The organism is Polaromonas sp. C04, assembly GCF_002002705.1.
In the GTDB taxonomy this organism is placed as follows: domain Bacteria; phylum Pseudomonadota; class Gammaproteobacteria; order Burkholderiales; family Burkholderiaceae_C; genus Rhodoferax_A.
This window is the reverse complement of record NZ_MUNS01000014.1, coordinates 1-20794: the sequence shown is the minus strand read 5'-3', so window position 1 is coordinate 20794 and position 20794 is coordinate 1. Positions and strand designations below refer to the sequence as shown.

Sequence of the window (20794 nt, the reverse complement as noted above, 5' to 3'; positions counted from 1 at the left end):
GTGACGATCACCGTCAAGCTGATCAACCCGATCGCCATGGAAGAAGGCCTGCGCTTTGCCATCCGCGAAGGCGGCAAGACCGTGGGCGCCGGCGTGGTGGCAAAAATTATCGCGTAATCGATTTGTTGTAGGGGCGTAGCTCAATTGGCAGAGCGTCGGTCTCCAAAACCGAAGGTTGATGGTTCGATTCCTTCCGCCCCTGCCACCTCCCAAAGGGTGGCAAAAAAGCCCGTCATGACCTGACGGGCTTCGGCGTCTCCAGAAGGGGCGCCCTGAATTTGAAGCAGCCGAACAAGCAGGAACAAGCCAAAAATGGCCACGTCACAAGTTGAAACCGTCAGTACCGTCGCCGATAAGGCCAAGCTTGCCATTGCGGCGGTTCTGGTCATCGGGGCGGTGGTGGCTTACTACCTGCTCGGCAAGCAGGGACCGATCGCCCAGTGGGCCGGGTTGCTGGTGTGCCTGGGCGCGGCGGTTGTGCTGTTCATGGTCTCCGAGACGGGCAGGCAGTTCACGGCTTTCGGGCGCGATTCCGTGCGCGAAGTCAAGAAAGTGGTCTGGCCGACGCGCAAGGAGGCCATGCAAATGACGGCCTATGTGTTTGCCTTTGTCGTGATCATGGCGTTGTTCCTCTGGCTGACCGACAAGACCCTCGAGTGGGTGTTTTATGACCTGATTCTGGGGTGGAAAAAATAATGACTGATGTGGTAGAAACCCCGGCCGCAGAGGCCTTCGCAGCACCGGCGAATCCCGACATGCACTGGTATATCGTGCATGCGTACTCGGGCATGGAAAAAGCCGTTGAGCGCAATATTACCGAGCGCATCAACCGCGGCGCCATGCAGGCCAAGTTTGGCCGCATCCTGGTGCCGACCGAAGAAGTGGTCGAAGTCAAGAACGGCCAGAAGAAAACCACCGAGCGGCGCCTGTTCCCCGGCTATGTTTTTGTCGAAATGGTGATGGACGACGAGACCTGGCACCTGGTGAAGCACACCAACAAGGTGACGGGTTTTGTGGGCGGCGCGAAGAATCGCCCGGCCCCGATTTCTGAGGAAGAAGTCCAGAAGATCGTCAGCCAGATGCAGGAAGGCACCGAGAAGCCGCGCCACAAGGTCGAGTTCGAGGTGGGCGAATACGTGCGCGTCAAGGAGGGCCCGTTCACCGACTTCAATGGTTCGGTGGAGGACGTCAATTACGAGAAGAGCAAGGTTCGTGTCTCGGTCACGATTTTTGGCCGGGCCACACCGGTGGAGCTGGAATTCAGCCAGATTGAGAAAACCTGAAAGACCTAGGATTTTGTGGGTCAGACCACGATTTTGCAAAGCAAAACTCGTGCTCTGACCCCAACCGATCGAAAGAGACTTCGCGCTTCCCGACTCGGCGCAAAGTCCAGGGCAAGAAGAGTCGTTAACCCCGGGGAGCCGCGGTTCCAGCCCAGGTGCTGGACCCAGGCGTCAGTACCCGCAAGGAGAAAATCATGGCGAAAAAAATCGTCGGCTTTGTCAAGCTGCAAGTGCCAGCTGGTAAAGCCAATCCATCGCCGCCCATCGGGCCGGCACTGGGCCAGCGCGGCCTGAACATCATGGAGTTCTGCAAGGCGTTCAACGCCCAGACCCAGGGCGTGGAGCCGGGCCTGCCGCTGCCGGTGGTCATCACCGCCTTTGCCGACAAGAGCTTTACCTTCATCATCAAGACGCCGCCGTCGACGATCCTGATCAAGAAGGCCGTCAAGATCGACAAGGGCTCCGCGCGTCCGCAGAGCGACAAGGTCGGCAAGATCACGCGGGCCCAGCTCGAAGAGATCGCCAAGACCAAGATGAAGGACATGACGGCTGCCGATCTGGACGCCGCGGTTCGCACCATCGCCGGCTCTGCCCGTTCCATGGGCGTGATTGTGGAGGGCGTGTAAATGAGCAAGCTCACAAAACGTGAAAAAACCTACGCCGGCAAGGTCGACAGCAACAAGTTGTACCCGCTGGTTGACGCTTTGGCCATCATCAAGGAATGTGCTACCGCCAAGTTCGATGAATCCATCGATGTGGCCGTGCAGCTCGGCATTGACGCCAAGAAGTCGGACCAGGTGGTGCGCGGCGCCGTCGTGCTGCCCAACGGCACGGGCAAGACCAAGCGCGTGGCCGTGTTCGCCCAGGGCGCCAAGGCGGAAGAAGCCAGGGCCGCCGGCGCCGACATTGTCGGCATGGACGATCTGGCGGCCATGGTGAAAGCCGGCGACATGCCGTTCGACGTGGTGATTGCCGCGCCCGACGCCATGCGCGTGGTCGGCACGCTGGGCCAGATTCTGGGCCCGCGCGGCTTGATGCCCAACCCCAAGGTTGGGACCGTGACGCCCGATGTGGCCACGGCCGTGAAGAACGCCAAGGCCGGTCAGGTCCAGTTCCGCGTCGACAAGGCCGGGATTGTGCATTCGACCATTGGCCGGCGCTCGTTCGATACCGACAAGCTGCAAGGCAACCTGGCGGCACTGGTGGATGCGCTGGCCAAGGCCAAGCCCGCCTCCAGCAAGGGTGTTTATTTGAAGAAGATCGCGGTGTCGTCAACGATGGGTGTGGGTGTCCGCGTGGACACGCAAACCATCTCGGCGTAATCGCAGGAGATTCGGGCCGCCCGAAAGGGGGGCCCGGTGTGGTGGGCTGCGGGGGTTGAAAGACCGCCGCAGGCCATCCAAGACCGTTGGTGTGCAGGTGCTGCACTTAATCACGGAGCCGGGGTTCGCCCGAGGGCTCAGGCCAACGCAGATGGCGATCCCTCTGCAGATGGAATTGTGAGATTTCTGAAACAGTTGGTCGCTGCAATGAGGCGTGTTGACCGGTCATGAGGGACTGGCGGCACATTTTGAAGGAGTAGACCTTGAGTCTTAATCGCAGTGAGAAAGAAGCGGTCATCAATGATGTGACCAGCCTCGCCGCAAAAGCTCAAACGCTCGTGATGGCGGAATACCGCGGCATCACGGTCGCTGACATGACCAAATTGCGCTCCAGCGCGCGCAGCAATGGTGTGACCCTGAGTGTGTTGAAAAACACCCTGGCTCGCCGTGCTGTCGCCGGCAGCGCTTTTGAGGTGGTGTCCGACCAGATGACCGGCCCGCTGATCTATGGCTTCTCTGTCGATGCCGTGGCTGCCGCAAAAGTGGTGGCTGACTTCGCGAAAACCAACGACAAGCTGGTGATTCGCGGTGGCGCATTGAGCGGAAAAGCCCTGGACGTGAACGGCGTGAAGCAACTGGCCAGCATTCCTCCCAAGGAAGTTTTGCTGGCGCAATTGCTGGGCTTGATGCAATCCCCGATCTCGCGGACGGCCCGTGTGCTGGCCGCGCTGGCGGAAAAACGTGGCGAAGGCCAGGCTGCTCCCGCAGCCGAAGCCGCCGCAGCTTGAACCAATATAGTTAGGAAATCAAAATGGCATTCGATAAAGACGCATTTTTGACCGCGCTGGACAGCATGACGGTCATGGAACTCAACGAGCTGGTGAAAGCCATCGAAGAGAAGTTTGGCGTGAGCGCTGCAGCCATGTCGGCTCCCGCGGCCGCTGGCGGTGCGGCGGCTGCGGTCGCTGAAGAGCAGACCGAATTCAACGTCGTGCTGCTCGAAGCCGGCGCCCAAAAGGTGCAGGTCATCAAGGCCGTGCGCGAAATCACCGGCCTGGGCCTGAAAGAAGCCAAGGACCTGGTGGACGGCGCTCCGAAGGCCGTCAAGGAAGGCATTGCCAAGGCCGACGCCGAAGCTGCCAAGAAGAAACTGGAAGACGCTGGCGCCAAGGTCGAACTCAAGTAATCGACCCGTGTCCAAGGCTGGAGCGCCCGAAAAGGCCTCCAGCCTTTCGCGCTTGTTAAGCCGCTCGCAGAGCGCACCAAAAAGCAACGTGCCCACGCTGTTTTTTAGTGTCTTCTGGCTCCGACTGCAGAAGATGCCTTGGTTCGGGCGATGTGCAATGCATCGCCGTCCGCCAATGGTTGGTAGTGGCCAACCACCAAGAATGTTGAGAGTTTGGGGATGGACCGGCCGATGGCGCCGCTCTGCCCCCAGCTGGTTTAAGCGCTCAACGCGACAGTCGCCAAAGACCTCATAGCCCGGAGATCTCATGGCCTATTCATATACCGAACGCAAGCGGATTCGCAAAAGTTTCGGCAGCCGCGACAGCGTGCTGGAAGTTCCCTACCTGCTGCAAATGCAAAAGGACGCCTACACGGCGTTCCTGCAAGCCGATGTGGCGCCGCAAAAGCGCACCATCGAAGGTCTGCAGGCCGCATTCACGGCCGCTTTCCCCATCGTCTCGCACAACGGGTTTGTCGAGATGAAGTACCTCGAATACAACCTGGCCAAGCCCGCGTTCGATGTGCGCGAATGCCAGACCCGTGGCTTGACGTTTGCCTCGGCGGTGCGTGCCAAGGTGCAGCTCATCATCTATGACCGCGAGTCTTCGACCTCGCAATCCAAGGTCGTGAAAGAGGTGAAAGAGCAGGAAGTCTACATGGGTGAAGTGCCGCTCATGACCGACAAGGGCTCGTTCATCATCAACGGCACCGAGCGCGTGATCGTGTCGCAGTTGCACCGCTCGCCGGGCGTGTTTTTCGAGCACGACAAGGGCAAGACGCACAGCTCGGGCAAGCTGCTGTTTTCGGCCCGCATCATTCCCTACCGCGGCTCGTGGCTGGATTTCGAGTTCGACCCGAAGGACATGCTGTATTTCCGCGTGGACCGCCGCCGCAAGATGCCAGTCACCATTTTGCTCAAGGCCATTGGCCTGAACCCGGAATCGATCCTCGCGAACTTCTTCGTCAACGACAACTTCCGCCTGATGGACAGCGGCGCGCAGATGGAGTTCGTGTCCGAACGCCTGCGCGGCGAGGTCGCCCGCTTCGACATCACCGACAAGTCGGGCAAGGTGGTGGTCGCCAAGGACAAGCGCGTCACCGCGCGCCACACGCGCGAACTCGAACAGTCAGAGACCACGCACATCAGCGTACCGGAAGATTTCCTGGTGGGCCGCATCGTCGCGCGCAACATCGTGGACGGCGACACCGGCGAGATCATTGCCAAGGCCAATGACGAGCTGACCGAAGCCCTGCTCAAGAAGCTGCGCACCGCCGGCGTGCAGGAGCTGCAGTGCATCTACACCAATGAGCTCGACCAGGGCGCCTACATCTCGCAGACGCTGCGCATCGACGAAACGGTGGACGAGTTTGCCGCCCGCGTGGCCATCTACCGCATGATGCGCCCCGGCGAGCCGCCGACGGAAGACGCGGTGCAGGCCCTGTTCCAGCGCCTGTTCTACAACCCGGACACGTACGACCTGTCGCGCGTGGGCCGCATGAAGTTCAACGCCAAGATGGGGCGTGCCGAGTCGACCGGCCCGATGGTGCTGACCAACGAGGACATCCTCGCCGTGGTCAAGATCCTGGTGGATTTGCGCAATGGCCGTGGCGAGGTCGATGACATCGACCACCTCGGCAACCGCCGTGTGCGCTGCGTCGGCGAACTGGCAGAAAACCAGTACCGCACCGGCCTGGCCCGTATCGAGAAGGCCGTGAAGGAACGTCTGGGTCAGGCCGAGCAGGAGCCCCTGATGCCGCACGACCTGATCAACAGCAAGCCGATTTCTGCGGCGTTGAAGGAGTTCTTCGGCGCATCCCAGCTGTCGCAGTTCATGGACCAGACCAACCCGCTGGCGGAAATCACGCACAAGCGCCGCGTCTCGGCCCTCGGCCCGGGCGGCTTGACGCGCGAGCGCGCCGGCTTCGAGGTGCGCGACGTGCACGTCACGCACTATGGCCGCGTCTGCCCGATTGAAACGCCCGAAGGCCCGAACATCGGCCTGATCAACTCGCTGGCCCTGTATGCGCGCCTGAACGAATACGGCTTCATCGAGACGCCGTACCGCCGTGTGGCCGACAGCAAGGTCACGATGCAGATCGACTACCTGTCGGCCATCGAGGAGGGCAAATACGTGATCGCCCAGGCCAATGCGCTGCTGGACAAGGACGGCAAGCTCACGGGTGAACTGGTCTCCGCGCGTGAAGCCGGCGAATCTATCCTGTGCAGCCCCGAGCGTGTCCAGTACATGGACGTGTCGCCCGCGCAGATCGTGTCGGTGGCTGCCTCGCTGGTGCCGTTCCTCGAACACGATGACGCCAACCGCGCCCTGATGGGCGCCAACATGTCGCGTCAGGCCGTGCCTGTGCTGCGTCCGGAAAAGCCGCTGGTCGGCACCGGCATCGAGCGCGTGGCCGCGGTGGACTCCGGCACCGTGGTGACGGCGAGTCGCGGCGGCGTGGTGGATTATGTGGATGCCACCCGCATCGTGATCCGTGTCAACGACGCCGAGGCGCAAGCCGGCGAAGTGGGTGTGGACATCTACAACCTGATCAAGTACCAGCGTTCGAATCAGAACACCAACATCCACCAGCGCCCCATCGTGAAGAAGGGCGAGAAGCTGGCCAAGGGTGACGTGATTGCCGACGGCGCCTCGACCGACTTGGGCGAGATCGCGATCGGGCAGAACATGCTGATCGCCTTCATGCCCTGGAACGGCTACAACTTCGAAGACTCGATCCTGATCAGCGAGCGTGTCGTCGCCGAAGACCGCTACACCTCGATCCACATCGAGGAACTGGTGGTGATGGCGCGCGACACCAAGCTCGGGGCCGAGGAGATCACGCGTGATATTCCGAACCTGTCCGAGCAGCAGCTGAACCGCCTGGACGAGTCCGGCATCATCTACGTCGGCGCCGAAGTCATGCCGGGCGACACGCTGGTCGGCAAGGTCACACCCAAGGGCGAGACCACGCTGACGCCCGAAGAAAAACTGCTGCGCGCGATCTTCGGCGAGAAGGCCAGCGACGTGAAGGACACCTCGCTGCGTGTCGACCAGGGCTCGCAGGGCACGGTCATCGACGTGCAGGTCTTCACGCGCGAAGGCATCGTGCGCGACAAGCGCGCCCAGCAGATCATCGACGACGAACTCAAGCGCTTCCGTCTGGACCTGAACGACCAGTTGCGCATCGTCGAAGCCGATGCGTTCGACCGCATCGAGAAACTGCTCACCGGCAAGGCGGCCAACGGCGGCCCGCAAAAACTCGCCAAAGGCACGAAGATCGACAAGGCCTACCTCGCCTCGGTGGAGAAATTCCACTGGTTCGATATTCGCCCGGCCGAGGACGATGTGGCCGCGCAGCTGGAGAGCCTGAAGAACTCGCTGGAGCAGACCCGCCACAGCTTCGACCTGGCGTTCGAAGAAAAGCGCAAGAAGCTCACGCAGGGTGATGAGCTGCCCGCGGGCGTGCTCAAGATGGTCAAGGTCTACCTGGCCGTCAAGCGCCGCCTGCAGCCCGGTGACAAGATGGCCGGGCGCCACGGCAACAAGGGCGTGGTGTCGAAGATCGTGCCGATCGAGGACATGCCTTACATGCTGGACGGCACGCCGTGCGACGTCGTGCTGAACCCGCTGGGCGTGCCGTCGCGCATGAACGTGGGCCAGGTGCTCGAGGTCCATCTGGGCTGGGCCGGCAAGGGCATTGGCCGGCGCATCGGCGACATGCTGCAGGCCGAGGCCAAGGTGGCCGAGTTGCGCCAGTTCATGGACACCCTGTACAACAGCACCGGCCGCAAGGAAGACCTGTCCAAGCTGTCGGACGAGCAAGTGCTGGAAATGGCCGGCAATTTGTCGGGCGGTGTTCCCTTTGCAACGCCGGTGTTTGATGGCGCGTCCGAAGAGGAAATCCGCACCATGCTCAAGCTGGCGTATCCCGACGATGTCGCCCGCCGCAAGGGCCTGACCGAAGCGCGCACCCAGGCTCATTTGTATGACGGCCGTACCGGCGACGCATTCGAGCGGCCGACGACGGTGGGTTACATGCACTTCCTGAAGCTGCACCACCTGGTGGACGACAAGATGCACGCGCGCTCGACCGGTCCTTACAGCCTGGTCACGCAGCAGCCGCTGGGCGGCAAGGCCCAGTTCGGCGGCCAGCGTTTCGGCGAGATGGAAGTGTGGGCGCTGGAAGCCTACGGCGCGGCCTACACGCTGCAGGAAATGCTCACCGTCAAGTCCGACGACGTGCAAGGGCGTACCAAGGTGTACGAAAGCATTGTCAAGGGCGAGCACGCTATTGAAGCCGGGATGCCGGAATCGTTCAATGTTCTGGTCAAGGAAATCCGTTCCCTGGGCATCGACATTGAACTTGAACGCTCATGATGATTTGCGGGACAGACCAAGAAATCGCGCAGCGATTTTTGCTCTGTCCTCAACAGATGAGATGGTTTGCGGGACAGACCAGGATTGCGCCGCAATCTGCTCTGTCCTCAACTGATTAAGAAGGAAAGAGTCACATGAAATCACTACTCGACCTGTTCAAGCAATTCACGCCCGATGAGCATTTCGATGCCATCCGGATCGGCATGGCGTCGCCCGAAAAGATCCGTTCCTGGTCTTTCGGCGAGGTGAAGAAGCCCGAGACCATCAACTACCGCACGTTCAAGCCGGAGCGCGACGGCCTGTTCTGCGCCAAGATCTTCGGGCCCATCAAGGACTACGAATGCCTGTGCGGCAAGTACAAGCGCCTCAAGCACCGCGGCGTGATCTGCGAGAAGTGCGGCGTGGAAGTCACGCAGACCAAGGTGCGCCGCGAACGCATGGGCCACATCGACCTGGCCGCGCCCTGCGCCCACATCTGGTTCCTGAAGTCGCTGCCCAGCCGTTTGGGCCTGGTGCTCGACATGACGCTGCGCGACATCGAGCGCGTGCTGTATTTCGAAGCCTATGTGGTGACCGACCCCGGCATGACCCCGCTGAAAAAGTTCAGCATCATGTCCGAGGACGATTTTGATGCAAAGCGCAAGGAATACGGCGACGAGTTTGTCGCCAAGATGGGCGCCGAGGGCATCAAGGACCTGCTGCAGGCGATTGATCTCGACTCCTCCATCGAGCGGCTGCGTGGCGATCTGACCGGCTCCGAAGTCAAGGTCAAGAAGAACGCCAAGCGCCTCAAGGTGATGGAAGCCTTCCGCAAGTCCGGCATCAAGCCCGAGTGGATGGTGCTCGACGTGCTGCCGGTGCTGCCGCCCGATCTGCGTCCGCTCGTGCCGCTGGACGGCGGCCGCTTCGCGACCTCCGACCTGAACGACCTGTATCGCCGCGTGATCAACCGCAACTCGCGTCTGCGCCGCCTGCTGGAGCTCAAGGCCCCGGAAATCATCGCGCGCAACGAAAAGCGCATGCTGCAGGAAGCGGTCGATTCGCTACTGGACAATGGCCGCCGTGGCAAGGCCATGACGGGTGCCAACAAGCGTGCGCTGAAGTCGCTGGCCGACATGATCAAGGGCAAGAGCGGCCGCTTCCGCCAGAACCTGCTGGGCAAGCGCGTCGACTACTCGGGCCGTTCGGTGATTACCGTGGGCCCGACGCTCAAGCTGCACCAGTGCGGCCTGCCCAAGCTGATGGCGCTCGAGCTGTTCAAGCCCTTCATCTTCTCGCGCCTGGAAGCCATGGGCATCGCCACCACCATCAAGGCCGCGAAGAAGGAAGTCGAGTCCGGCACGCCGGTGGTCTGGGACATCCTGGAAGAGGTGATCAAAGAGCACCCCATCATGCTGAACCGGGCGCCCACGCTGCACCGCCTGGGCATCCAGGCCTTCGAGCCCATCCTGATCGAAGGCAAGGCGATCCAGCTGCACCCGCTGGTGTGCGCGGCGTTCAACGCCGACTTCGACGGCGACCAGATGGCGGTTCACGTGCCACTGTCGGTGGAAGCGCAAATGGAGGCGCGCACCTTGATGCTGGCCTCCAACAACGTGCTGTTCCCGGCCAATGGCGAGCCCTCCATCGTGCCGTCACAGGACGTGGTGCTGGGCCTGTACTACACCACGCGTGAGCGCATCAACGCCAAGGGCGAAGGCCTGATCTTCTCCGACACCGGGGAAGTCCGGCGCGCCTTCGATGCGGGTGAGGTCGAACTGACCGCCAAAATCAATGTGCGCCTGACCGAGTACACCAAGGACAAGGAAACCGGTGAGTTCGTGCCCTCGACCCAGCTGTGGGAAACCACGGCCGGGCGCGCCCTGCTGAGCGAAATCCTGCCCAAGGGCCTGCCGTTCTCCAACATCAACAAGGCGCTGAAGAAGAAGGAAATCTCCAAGCTCATCAACGTCTCGTTCCGCAAGTGCGGCCTCAAAGAGACGGTGGTGTTTGCCGACAAGCTGCTGCAAAACGGTTTCCGCCTGGCGACCAAGGCCGGCATCTCGATCAGCATCGACGACATGCTGGTGCCCAAGGAAAAACCGGCCATCATCGAGCGCGCGGAGAAGGAAGTCAAAGAGATCGAGCAGCAGTACGTGTCCGGCCTGGTGACCTCCGGCGAGCGCTACAACAAGGTGGTGGACATCTGGGGCAAGGCCGGCGACGAGGTCTCCAAGGTCATGATGGCCCAGCTGGCCAAGCAAAAGACCATCGACCGCCACGGCAAGGAAGTCGACCAGGAGTCGTTCAACTCCATCTACATGATGGCCGACTCGGGCGCGCGCGGTTCCGCCGCGCAGATCCGCCAGCTGGCCGGCATGCGCGGCCTGATGGCCAAGCCTGATGGCTCCATCATCGAGACGCCCATCACCGCGAACTTCCGCGAAGGCCTGAACGTGCTGCAGTACTTCATCTCCACCCACGGCGCCCGCAAGGGTCTCGCGGACACGGCGCTGAAGACGGCCAACTCGGGTTACCTGACGCGCCGCCTGGTGGACGTGACGCAGGATCTGGTGGTGACCGAGCACGACTGCGGCACGCACAACGGTTCGCTGATGCGCGCCATCGTCGAAGGCGGCGAGGTGATCGAGTCGCTGCGCGACCGTATCCTCGGGCGTACCGCGGCCGAAGATGTGCTGCACCCCGAGAATCACGCGGTGCTGGTCCAGGCAGGCGACATGCTCGACGAGGACATCATCGATGAGCTGACCGCTGTCGGCGTTGACGAGGTCAAGGTGCGCACGGCGCTGACCTGCGAAACACGCTTCGGCATCTGCGCCAAATGCTATGGCCGCGACCTGGGCCGTGGCGGCCTGATCAACGGCGGCGAGGCGGTCGGCGTGATTGCGGCGCAGTCGATCGGCGAGCCCGGCACGCAGCTGACGATGCGGACCTTCCACATCGGCGGCGCGGCCTCGCGGGCGGCGATCGCCTCCAGCGTGGAAGCCAAGTCCAACGGCGTGATCGGCTTCAACGCCACCATGCGCTACGTGACCAACAGCCGCGGCGAACTGGTGGTGATCGCCCGCTCCGGCGAAATCGTCATCCATGACGAGCATGGCCGCGAGCGCGAGCGCCACAAGGTGCCTTACGGCGCCACGCTGACGGTGAAGGCCGACCAGGCCATCAAGGCCGGCACGATCCTGGCCAACTGGGATCCGCTGACGCGCCCGATCATCACCGAGTTCGCGGGCCAGGCCAAGTTTGAAAACGTCGAAGAAGGCCTGACGGTGGCCAAGCAGGTCGATGAAGTCACGGGCCTGTCCACCATGGTGGTGATCGACCCGAAACGCCGCGGCTCGACCAAGGTGGTGCGGCCACAGGTCAAGCTGATCGATGCGCAGGGCCAGGAGGTCAAGATCCCCGGCACCGATCACTCGGTCACCATCGGCTTTCAGATCGGTGCGCTGGTGCAGGTGCGCGACGGCCAGGACGTGGGTCCCGGCGAGGTGCTGGCGCGCATTCCGGTCGAAGGCCAGAAGACGCGTGACATCACCGGCGGTCTGCCGCGCGTGGCCGAGCTGTTCGAGGCCCGTTCGCCCAAGGACAAGGGCGTGCTGGCCGAGATGACCGGTACCGTGTCGTTCGGCAAGGAGACCAAGGGCAAGATCCGCCTGCAGATCACCGACCCCGAGGGCAAGGTGTGGGAAGACCTGGTGCCGAAGGAAAAGAACATCCTGGTGCACGAGGGCCAGGTGGTGAACAAGGGCGAGTCCGTGGTGGACGGCCCGGCCGATCCGCAGGACATCCTGCGCCTGCTGGGCTCCGAGGAACTGGCGCGCTACATCGTCGATGAAGTGCAGGACGTGTACCGCCTGCAAGGCGTGAAGATCAACGACAAGCACATCGAGGTGATCGTGCGCCAGATGCTGCGCCGCGTCGTGGTCGACAACGCGGGCGACAGCCACTACATTGCCGGCGAACAGGTCGAACGCAGCGAGATGCTCAACACCAACGACGCCCTGCGCGGCGAAGGCAAGATCCCCGCGACCTTCACCAACCTGCTGCTGGGCATCACCAAGGCCTCGCTGTCCACCGACAGCTTCATCAGTGCCGCTTCCTTCCAGGAAACGACGCGCGTGCTGACCGAAGCCGCCATCATGGGCAAACGCGACGAGTTGCGCGGCCTGAAGGAAAACGTCATCGTCGGGCGCCTGATTCCCGCCGGCACCGGCATGGCGTACCACCAGGCACGCAAGGCCAAGGACCAGATGGACGAGGCCGAGCGCCGCGCCATCGCCGAGGCCGAGGCCGCGGAGCTGGCCAGCCTGTCCGAGCCGGCGCCGGCGACCGAAGCCAGCGAAGGGGCGGCAGCCGATTAAATAGCGAATTCGCTATTAAAATAGTAGCGCCTCGTGCCCAATACAAAAGGGCCCGGGGCGCTTTTTTATGTTGATGTGAAAACGGGCCGCCGTCATCGGGTGGCCAAGGGGTATGAAAGATGATGTCGTCTTTTGTGCTGTGGCCGGGGCTTGGGGTACTGCTGTTCTGGTCCGTCGGCGCCTACAACCGCATGGTGCGGCTGCGCTCGGCCGCACGGCAGGCCTTTGCCGCGCTCGATGCGCGTCTGCTCGAGCAACTCCAGCTGCTGCAATCGTGCCTGCCTGCGTCCATGAACGCCTCTTTGCTGACCCAGCCCGGGGAACTGCTCGACGACGTGGCCCTGCTGTGGATCGGCCTGCGCAGTGCGGCTGCGCAGTTGGCCGCATCGCTGGCCGCGGCGCGGGCACGTCCGCTGGATGCCCGGGCCATGGCCGCGCTGGCGGCCGCCAGGGGCGTGCTCGACGCCACCTGGCAGCGCATGCAACTGACGGCACTGGATCCGGCCGGTGCGCCGCTGCCCGAGACCGTACAACCCCAGTGGGAGCAAGGGGCGCTGCACGTGCGCGCTGCCGCCGAAGCCTTCAACCAGGCTGTGACGCACTACAACGCCGCCATTGCCCAGTTTCCCGCGCTGTTGCTGGCCTGGGTGTTCGGCTTCAAGGCCGCGCGACCGCTATGACTGGCCCCCACGCTTGTCGCTGCGCGTACTACGCTGGGCTCGCGCAACGTCCGTGCGCGCAGCTATACAGTGAAGCGAGCCCATGCCGGGTCTACGCTATGCACGTGCCGAGGCATGACGCTTCGGCCCGGCCCCCGAGGGGGCTGAACTTGCTCGGGGCGGCCCTTCGCGGCGTTCGCATGGATACTACGGGGTTGAGCGGGGCGGAGAGTCGCGCAACCAGGAGGGCGGTGGCATGAAATTCAAATGGACGATGGGCGCAGCCCTGCTGGCCGGCGGCGCGGCCATGGCGCAAGATCCGCAGGCGCTGTATCTGCAGAGCCTGGCCGCCACCTGCGCCGCCTGCCATGGCACGGATGGCCGCGCCGTGGCCGGGCCCGGCGTGCCCGCACTGGCCGGCATGGACAAGGATGATCTGGTGCGCCGCCTGCACGCGTTCAAATCGGGAGCGCGGACCGCCACGGTGATGCAACAAATCAGCATGGGCTACAGCGATGTGCAGATCGAACAGGTCGCCGGCTACTTTGCGAGCCAGAGGCCGTAGCGACACATGTCCCTGCAACGCCGCTCCCTTTTGCAATCTTCTGCTGCCGCCGGCCTGCTCGGCCTGGCCGGTTGCGCCAGCCGCGCCGTACCGTCCAGGGCCCAGGTGGTCGTCATTGGCGGCGGCTACGGCGGCGCCACGGCGGCCCGGTATGTGCGGCTGTTCTCGAACCACAAGATCGACGTGGTGCTGATCGAGCCGGACGCCGCGTTCGTCTCCTGCCCCATGTCCAACCTGGTGCTGGGCGGCAGCTGGCAGATGGCGGACATCACCACGCCCTACGACGCACTGCGCCGCCGGCACGGCATCACCGTCGTGCGCGACCGGGCCAGCGCCATCGACACGGCCCGCAAAACCGTCACGCTGGCCGGTGGCGCAGCTATCGCCTACGACAAGCTGGTGGTGTCGCCCGGCGTGGAGTTTATCTACGGCGCCATCGAAGGCTTGCCGGCGGCCCATGCCGCGGGACAGATCCTGCACGCCTGGAAAGCCGGCCCCGAGACCGCCGCGCTGCGCCGCCAGCTGCAGGCCATGCCCGAGGGTGGTGTGTATGCCATCACCATTCCCGAGGCGCCGTACCGCTGCCCGCCCGGCCCGTACGAGCGCGCCTGCCAGGTGGCGTGGTATTTCAAACAGGCCAAGCCTAGATCCAAGGTGCTGATTCTCGATGCGAATCCGGACGTGACCTCCAAGGCTGCGCTGTTCAAGGCCGCGTGGGCTGGGCCTTACCGGGGCATGGTCGAGTACCGGCCCCAGTACAACACCACCGCGGTGGATGCCAGGGCCGGACTGATCAAGTTCGAGGTGCAGGATGATGTGCGCGCCGACGTCATCAACGTGCTGCCGCCCATGCGCGCGGGCGCCATCGCAGTGCAGGCGGGCTTGAGCAACCAGGCCAACCGGCACTGGTGCGGCGTGAACTACCAGACCTTCGAGTCGACCGCCGCCAAAGACGTGTTCGTGCTGGGCGACTCGATCCAGATTGCGCCGCTGATGCCCAAGAGTGGCCACATGGCGAACAGCCAGGCCAAGGTCGCGGCGGCGGCCATCGTGGCGCAACTCGCGGGCTGGCCGGTGAATCCCGCGCCCCTGCTCACCAACACCTGCTACAGCTTCGTGGACGACCGGCGTGCCGTGCACGTGGCCAGCGTTCACGCCTACAACGCGGCCGAGCAGACCTATCTGAGCGTGCCAGGCTCCGGCGGCCTGAGCGAGCGCCCGTCTGAGCGCGAAGGCGCCTACGCCTTCAGCTGGGCGCGCAACATCTGGGCGGATACCCTGGCATGAGCGCCGCGCCGGGCCGCCCCAAGCAAGCTCGCACCGCAGTGCGCAGCACGAAGGTACTCCAGTGAGCACCCCTGCGTCCCCCGGCGCGCCGCCCCTGTGGCGCCAGCTGAATGCGGTTGCTACGGTTTTGGTAGCTATCCGTGCAGGCGAGTCGGGGACTGCAGCCCTGAATCATGTAGAGCCCGGGCTGCGGCCCGGGGTCCAGGCGCTGGTCTTTCATGTGCTGCGCTGGCTCGGCCGGGCGCAGGCGCTGCGTCAGCAGCTGGCCCAACGCGCGCCGCCGGCGCAGGCCGATGCGCTCCTGTGCGCCGCGCTGGCGCTGGCCTGGCGCGAGGAGGGCGCGCCGTATGACGCTTTCACGCTGGTCGACCAGGCGGTGGAAGCCGCCAAACGCCACCCCGCCACGCGCCGGCAGGCCAGTTTCATCAACGCCTGCCTGCGCCGCTTCCTGCGCGAGCGCGCGGCCCTGGTGGCGGCGACCGACAGCGACCCGGTCGCCGTCTGGAACCACCCGCGCTGGTGGATCGCGCGGCTGCAGAAGGACCACCCCGCGCACTGGCAGGAGATCCTGCGCGCCAACAACACGCACGCCCCCATGACACTGCGGGTAAATCAGAGAAAAGTGGCTTTAGCCCAATACCTTCATGCACTGAGTGCTACAAATATAATAGCGACCCAGGCTGGGGAGAGCGGCGTGGTGCTGCACAAGGCGATGCCGGTCGGCGCCATTCCGGGCTTCACCGAGGGCCAGGTGTCGGTGCAGGACGCGGCCGCCCAACGGGCCGCGCCCCTGCTGCTGGCCGGCTGGGAGGGCAGGCGCGATTTGCACATCCTGGATGCCTGCGCCGCCCCCGGCGGCAAGACCGCGCATTTGCTGGAACGGGCCGACGACGCCCGCGTGACGGCGCTGGACATCGACCCGGCACGCTGCGAGCGCATCCACCAGAACCTGCAGCGCCTGGGGCTGCACGCCAGCGTGGTCGCCGCCGACGCCATGAAACCCGAGACCTGGTGGCCGCAGCAGTGCCACAGCGAGCCGTTCGACGCCATCCTGCTGGACGCGCCGTGCACCGCCTCGGGCATCGTGCGCCGGCACCCGGACGTGCGCTGGCTGCGCCGCGAGAGCGATATTGCGCAACTGGCCGCGATCCAGGCGGTACTGCTCGCAAGCTTGTGGCCGCTACTCAAGCCGGGCGGACGCCTGCTGTACTGCACCTGCTCGGTTTTCAAGGCCGAAGGATACGATCAGATACAAACGTTTGTTACACACAACACCGATGCCACGTTACTGCCGTCGCCGGGCCATTTAATGCCTCAAATCGGGGCAAACGGCGACGGCGTCCCGGACAATCAGGCAGGTGATCACGACGGTTTTTTTTACGCGCTGCTGGAAAAACGTGCGGCTTGAGCTGGCCGCGCTGCTGGCGTGTGTGTTCCTCGCACTGGTCCCCCTGGTGCCGGCCCATGCCGAAAATGCTCCCGCCGAGGTCAGCCAACTGCGGCTGGAGACCGACAGCGATGGCGTTTACCTCACGGCGGGTGTCAAATTCGAGCTGTCCACCATCGTCGAGGATGCGCTGCTCAAGGGGATACCGATGTTCTTCGTGGTCGAGGCCGACGTCTTTCGCGACCGCTGGTACTGGTACGACAAGCGGGTGGCCAGCGTTGCGCGCCACATGCGGCTGGCCTACCAGCCGCTGACCCGCGGCTGGCGCCTGAACGTGTCGCCGAACGTCATTACCAATGTGGGGCTGGGCGTCACGCTGAACCAGAACTTCGAATCGCTGCCCGATGCATTGGCGGCCATCCAGCGCATCTCGCACTGGAAGATCGCCGAGGCCTCCGCGATCGAGCCCGATACGCGCTACAACGTGGACTTCCGGTTCCGCCTCGATGTGTCGCAACTGCCGCGGCCATTCCAGATTGGCGCGGTCGGCGAGGCCGACTGGAACATTGCCGCCAGCCGTAACCAGCGCCTGACGGTGGAGAATTCCAGGTGAACAGCCTGCGGGGTCAGCCGGACCCGGCTGATCGCTTGCTGAGGCGAAAATCACGCGCATTTCGCTGGGCGGTCGTGGTCGGCGCCGCCGCCATGGTGGCGATCGGCCTGGTGCTGATGTTCCTGCTGACCCAGGCCACCAACAACCGCGAGCTGTACGAGCGCTACTACGGGCGCCTGTTCATTCTCAACGTGGTGGTGGCGGGGCTGCTGCTGGCGGTCATTGTCTGGATGGCGATCCGGCTCACGCTGCGCCTGCGCCGCGGCAGGTTCGGCAGCCGCCTGCTGGTCAAGCTGGCCGCGATCTTTGCGCTGGTGGGGTTTGTTCCGGGCCTGCTGATCTACGTCGTGTCCTACCAGTTCGTCTCGCGCTCCATCGAGAGCTGGTTCGACGTCAAGGTGGAGAGCGCGCTGGATGCCGGTGTCGGCCTGGGGCGCGCCACGCTCGACACCCTGAGCAACGACCTGGCCAGCAAGACCCGCGCCGCCACCAGCCAGCTGGCCGATGTGCCCAACGCCACGGCCGGACTCACGCTGGAGCGCATCCGCGACCAGCTGGCGGCCAGCGACGTGGTGCTGTGGGACGCCAGCGGGCACCTGATTGCCGGCGTCGGCCAGTCGCGCTTCGACCTCAACCCGGAGCGCCCGGGCAACCAGCAGCTGCGCAACGCCCGCAGCCAGCGCGTGGTGTCGCAGATCGAGGGGCTGGAGGACGTCGGCTCGGCCGCCGTCACGAATGCGCGCATCAAGGTCATTGCGTTGGCCAACTCTTCCAGCATGGGGCTGCTGGCCGAGCCCCGCTTCCTGCAGGTGACGCAAATTCTGCCACCCGCGCTGGTGGCCAATGCCATCGCGGTGCAGGAGGCGAATCGCGAATACCAGGAGCGCGCGCTGGCGCGCGACGGCCTGCGCCGCATGTACATCGGCACGCTCACGCTGAGCCTGTTCCTGGCCATGTTTGGCGCCGTGCTGCTGGCGGTGCTGCTGGGCAACCAGCTCGCGCGGCCCTTGCTGGTGCTGGCCGAAGGCGTGCGCCAGGTGGCCGCCGGCGACCTCACGCCCAAGGCCGCGCTGCAGGGCAAGGACGAGCTCGGCGGCCTGACGCGCTCGTTTGCCGACATGACGCAGCAACTCGCCGATGCGCGCGCCGCCGTGAACCGCAGCATGGACCAGGTCGATGCCTCGCGCGCCAACCTGCAGACCATTCTGGACAACCTGACCGCCGGCGTCATCGTGCTCGATGCGCATGGCGTGATCCAGTCGTCCAACCCCGGCGCAACGCGCATCCTGCGCGCGCCGCTGGCGGCCTTCGAGGGCCGGCCGCTGGCCGACATCCCCGGGCTGGAAGACTTTGCCCGCAGCGTGCAGGCGCACTTCGACGCGTTCCTGCGCGGGCGCATGGAGCATGGCGTGGACCACTGGCAGCAGTCGTTCGAGCTCAATGCCGCACAGCCGGGGTCGCCTCACAATGCTATTACTTTGGTAGCTAGAGGTGCAGAACTACCGGGGGCGTCCAGGCTTTTGGTGTTCGACGATATTTCGGAGATCGTGTCGGCCCAGCGCGCCCAGGCCTGGGGCGAGGTGGCGCGCCGGCTGGCGCACGAGATCAAGAATCCGCTGACCCCGATCCAGCTCTCGGCCGAGCGTCTCGAGATGAAACTGACCGGCAAGGTGGCTGCGCCCGAACAGGCGCTGCTGACCAAGTCCGTGAAGACCATCGTGGACCAGGTCGATGCGATGAAACGGCTGGTCAACGAGTTTCGCGACTACGCGCGGCTGCCCGCCGCCGAGTTGCGTCCGCTGGACCTGAATGCGCTGATCGGTGACGTGGTGCACCTGTACGAGAGCGAGCACGCGCCCGCGCCGGTGCACGTCGAGCTGGACGCCGCCTGTCCGCCGATCCGCGGTGACAGCCAGCAAATCCGGCAGGTGGTGCACAACCTTCTGCAAAATGCCCAGGACGCCACGCAGACCGGCGCCGCGGGCCAGCGCCGCGCGCGCGTGACCATCCGCACGCAGTGGCTGGCGCCGGCCCAGCAGGTGCGCCTGACGGTGCAGGACAACGGCCCCGGTTTTCCCGAGCACATCCTGAACCGGGCCTTCGAGCCCTATGTCACGACCAAGGCCAAGGGCACCGGGCTGGGGCTGGCGGTGGTGAAGAAAATCGCCGATGAACACGGCGCCCGCATCGACCTCTCGAACCGCGTGGTTGATGGTGTCGTCCAGGGTGCGCAAGTGTCGTTATCATTCGCCATAGACAGCACGGCGTCGGGGTAGTCCTGGTGCGCCGTCAACTCCGAGGGACAGCGCTGAAATCATGGCAAACATACTGGTGGTCGACGACGAACTGGGTATTCGCGATCTGCTCTCCGAAATCCTCAACGACGAAGGCCACAACGTCGAACTGGCCGAGAACGCGGCCCAGGCGCGCACAGCCCGTGGCCGCAGCCGGCCCGACCTGGTGCTGCTCGACATCTGGATGCCCGACACCGATGGCGTAACGCTGCTCAAGGAGTGGTCCATCGGCGGGCTGCTGACCATGCCCGTCATCATGATGAGCGGCCACGCCACGATCGATACCGCGGTCGAAGCCACGAAGATCGGCGCGCAGGCGTTTCTGGAAAAACCCATCACCCTGCAAAAACTGCTCAAGGCCGTCGAGGCTGGACTGGCACGCAGCAATCCGCGCAAACCCGTGGTCGCCCTCGTGCCCACACCTGCCGACCTCATGGTGGAAGCCGCCGCGAGCGGGCTCTCGTTGCCGGCAGTAGTCGACCAGGGGCCGCAGGGGTGCCAGAGCTTCGAGCTCGACAAACCGCTGCGCGACGCGCGCGACGAATTCGAAAAATCCTACTTCGAATTCCACCTGGCCAAGGAGGGCGGCTCCATGACCCGCGTGGCTGAAAAAACCGGCCTGGAGCGCACCCACCTGTACCGCAAGCTCAAGCAACTGGGCGTGGACCTGTCGCGCGGCAAACGCAGCGCGGCTTGATGCTGCCCCGTTGAGAAAAGCGCGCCGCACGCCTGCTATAATCGCCGGCTCTGGCCCGGTAGCTCAGTCGGTAGAGCAGAGGATTGAAAATCCTTGTGTCGGTGGTTCGATTCCGCCCCAGGCCACCAGCATCCATGCGCCCCAGCGCCCTTTTCGGGTTCTGGGGCGTTTCTACAAAAGGCGGTTTGTCTTCTACAAGAGACGCCTCTTAACCGATAGAGTATCCCTAGCATTATGTGTTTTTTGATAGTCAAAACCACTTAAGCGTTAGCGCATAACGCTATAAACTCCATAGCAACAACACCCGCCACGCCTCTCGACGAAGCGCACCCCGGCGGGTTTCTTTTTGGGCGCGACGAAAAGGGGCGGTCGAAATCTCATGGAGTTCTGCAAACCGCCCCTCAAGGTGCCTGAGCAAATCGAGTTGCTCAAAAAACGTGGCTTGACGATCGAGGACGAAAGCAAGGCGATACGAGTCCTCCAGCACGTCAACTACTACCGCCTCCGCGCCTATTGGCTTCCATACGAAGTTGCTGAGAATGATCGTCCGGCGCCTGGAGAGCATGCTTTTCGCAAGGGAGCCACATTCGATCGTAATAGTTCGACGAACACCGTCGTTGACGACCTGACCTTGTTGAGTCAGATGTCCATGACATGACGCAGCATGGCAAACGGGACACGCCAGCCGGTGCCGCCTTCGCAATCGACAGAGGCCGTGCG

Annotated in this window: 17 protein-coding genes and 2 tRNA genes; all 19 read left to right on the top strand. The window is 63.9% G+C overall.

Annotated elements, in window-relative coordinates; translation table 11 throughout:
* A partial coding sequence (locus B0E49_RS00340) for an EF-Tu C-terminal domain-related protein (RefSeq protein WP_502688686.1) occupies nt 1-117 on the top strand: 117 nt, incomplete at its 5' end.
* A gap of 12 nt (nt 118-129) precedes the next feature.
* Nucleotides 130-205 (top strand) — tRNA-Trp (locus tag B0E49_RS00335).
* Nucleotides 206-312: 107 nt separating this feature from the next.
* Nucleotides 313-696 (top strand): preprotein translocase subunit SecE, encoded by a 384-nt coding sequence (gene secE, locus B0E49_RS00330; protein WP_077559985.1) that lies wholly within the window; start codon nt 313-315, stop codon nt 694-696.
* Complete coding sequence (nusG, locus tag B0E49_RS00325; protein WP_077559984.1) at nt 696-1283, top strand: transcription termination/antitermination protein NusG; 588 nt, start codon at nt 696-698, stop codon at nt 1281-1283. Before secE ends, nusG begins: the two co-directional genes overlap by 1 nt.
* A gap of 194 nt (nt 1284-1477) precedes the next feature.
* Nucleotides 1478-1909 carry a 50S ribosomal protein L11 gene (gene rplK / locus B0E49_RS00320; protein WP_077559983.1) on the top strand — a complete coding sequence of 144 codons (432 nt, stop codon included), beginning with the start codon at nt 1478-1480 and terminating at the stop codon, nt 1907-1909.
* Complete coding sequence (rplA, locus tag B0E49_RS00315; protein ID WP_077559982.1) at nt 1910-2605, top strand: 50S ribosomal protein L1; 696 nt, start codon at nt 1910-1912, stop codon at nt 2603-2605.
* A 263-nt stretch (nt 2606-2868) separates the two neighbouring features.
* Nucleotides 2869-3393, top strand: coding sequence for a 50S ribosomal protein L10 (gene rplJ, locus B0E49_RS00310; RefSeq protein ID WP_077559981.1), 525 nt, complete (start codon nt 2869-2871; stop codon nt 3391-3393).
* A gap of 23 nt (nt 3394-3416) precedes the next feature.
* A complete protein-coding gene (gene rplL, locus B0E49_RS00305) occupies nt 3417-3791 on the top strand; it encodes a 50S ribosomal protein L7/L12 (protein ID WP_077559980.1) in 375 nt (124 codons plus the stop codon).
* Between the two features lie 307 nt (nt 3792-4098).
* The gene (gene rpoB, locus B0E49_RS00300; RefSeq protein WP_077559979.1) at nt 4099-8211 is read left to right on the top strand and encodes a DNA-directed RNA polymerase subunit beta; all 4113 of its coding nucleotides are present in this window, start codon (nt 4099-4101) and stop codon (nt 8209-8211) included.
* 134 nt (nt 8212-8345) lie between these two features.
* Nucleotides 8346-12572, top strand: coding sequence for a DNA-directed RNA polymerase subunit beta' (rpoC, locus tag B0E49_RS00295; protein ID WP_077559978.1), 4227 nt, complete (start codon nt 8346-8348; stop codon nt 12570-12572).
* A gap of 119 nt (nt 12573-12691) precedes the next feature.
* On the top strand, nt 12692-13252 hold the full coding sequence (locus B0E49_RS00290) for a LemA family protein (RefSeq protein ID WP_144264381.1): 561 nt from the start codon (nt 12692-12694) through the stop codon (nt 13250-13252).
* 235 nt (nt 13253-13487) lie between these two features.
* Nucleotides 13488-13796 (top strand): c-type cytochrome, encoded by a 309-nt coding sequence (locus tag B0E49_RS00285; RefSeq protein WP_077559976.1) that lies wholly within the window; start codon nt 13488-13490, stop codon nt 13794-13796.
* Nucleotides 13797-13808: 12 nt separating this feature from the next.
* Nucleotides 13809-15083, top strand: coding sequence for an NAD(P)/FAD-dependent oxidoreductase (locus B0E49_RS00280; protein WP_077559988.1), 1275 nt, complete (start codon nt 13809-13811; stop codon nt 15081-15083).
* Between the two features lie 61 nt (nt 15084-15144).
* The gene (gene rsmB, locus B0E49_RS00275; protein ID WP_077559975.1) at nt 15145-16491 is read left to right on the top strand and encodes a 16S rRNA (cytosine(967)-C(5))-methyltransferase RsmB; all 1347 of its coding nucleotides are present in this window, start codon (nt 15145-15147) and stop codon (nt 16489-16491) included.
* Nucleotides 16481-17083, top strand: a complete 603-nt coding sequence (locus tag B0E49_RS00270; RefSeq protein ID WP_286137714.1) for a DUF4390 domain-containing protein — start codon at nt 16481-16483, stop codon at nt 17081-17083. Before rsmB ends, B0E49_RS00270 begins: the two co-directional genes overlap by 11 nt.
* Entirely contained in the window at nt 17080-19359 is a 2280-nt protein-coding gene (locus tag B0E49_RS00265; protein WP_286137713.1) for a sensor histidine kinase, read from the top strand. Before B0E49_RS00270 ends, B0E49_RS00265 begins: the two co-directional genes overlap by 4 nt.
* Nucleotides 19360-19399: 40 nt before the next feature.
* Nucleotides 19400-20074: a response regulator gene (locus B0E49_RS00260; RefSeq protein ID WP_077559974.1), complete on the top strand. Its 675-nt coding sequence runs from the start codon at nt 19400-19402 to the stop codon at nt 20072-20074.
* Nucleotides 20075-20126: 52 nt separating this feature from the next.
* Nucleotides 20127-20202 (top strand) — tRNA-Phe (locus B0E49_RS00255).
* A 251-nt stretch (nt 20203-20453) separates the two neighbouring features.
* Nucleotides 20454-20732: an Abi family protein gene (locus tag B0E49_RS19925; RefSeq protein WP_144264380.1), complete on the top strand. Its 279-nt coding sequence runs from the start codon at nt 20454-20456 to the stop codon at nt 20730-20732.
* Nucleotides 20733-20794 lie beyond the last annotated feature (62 nt).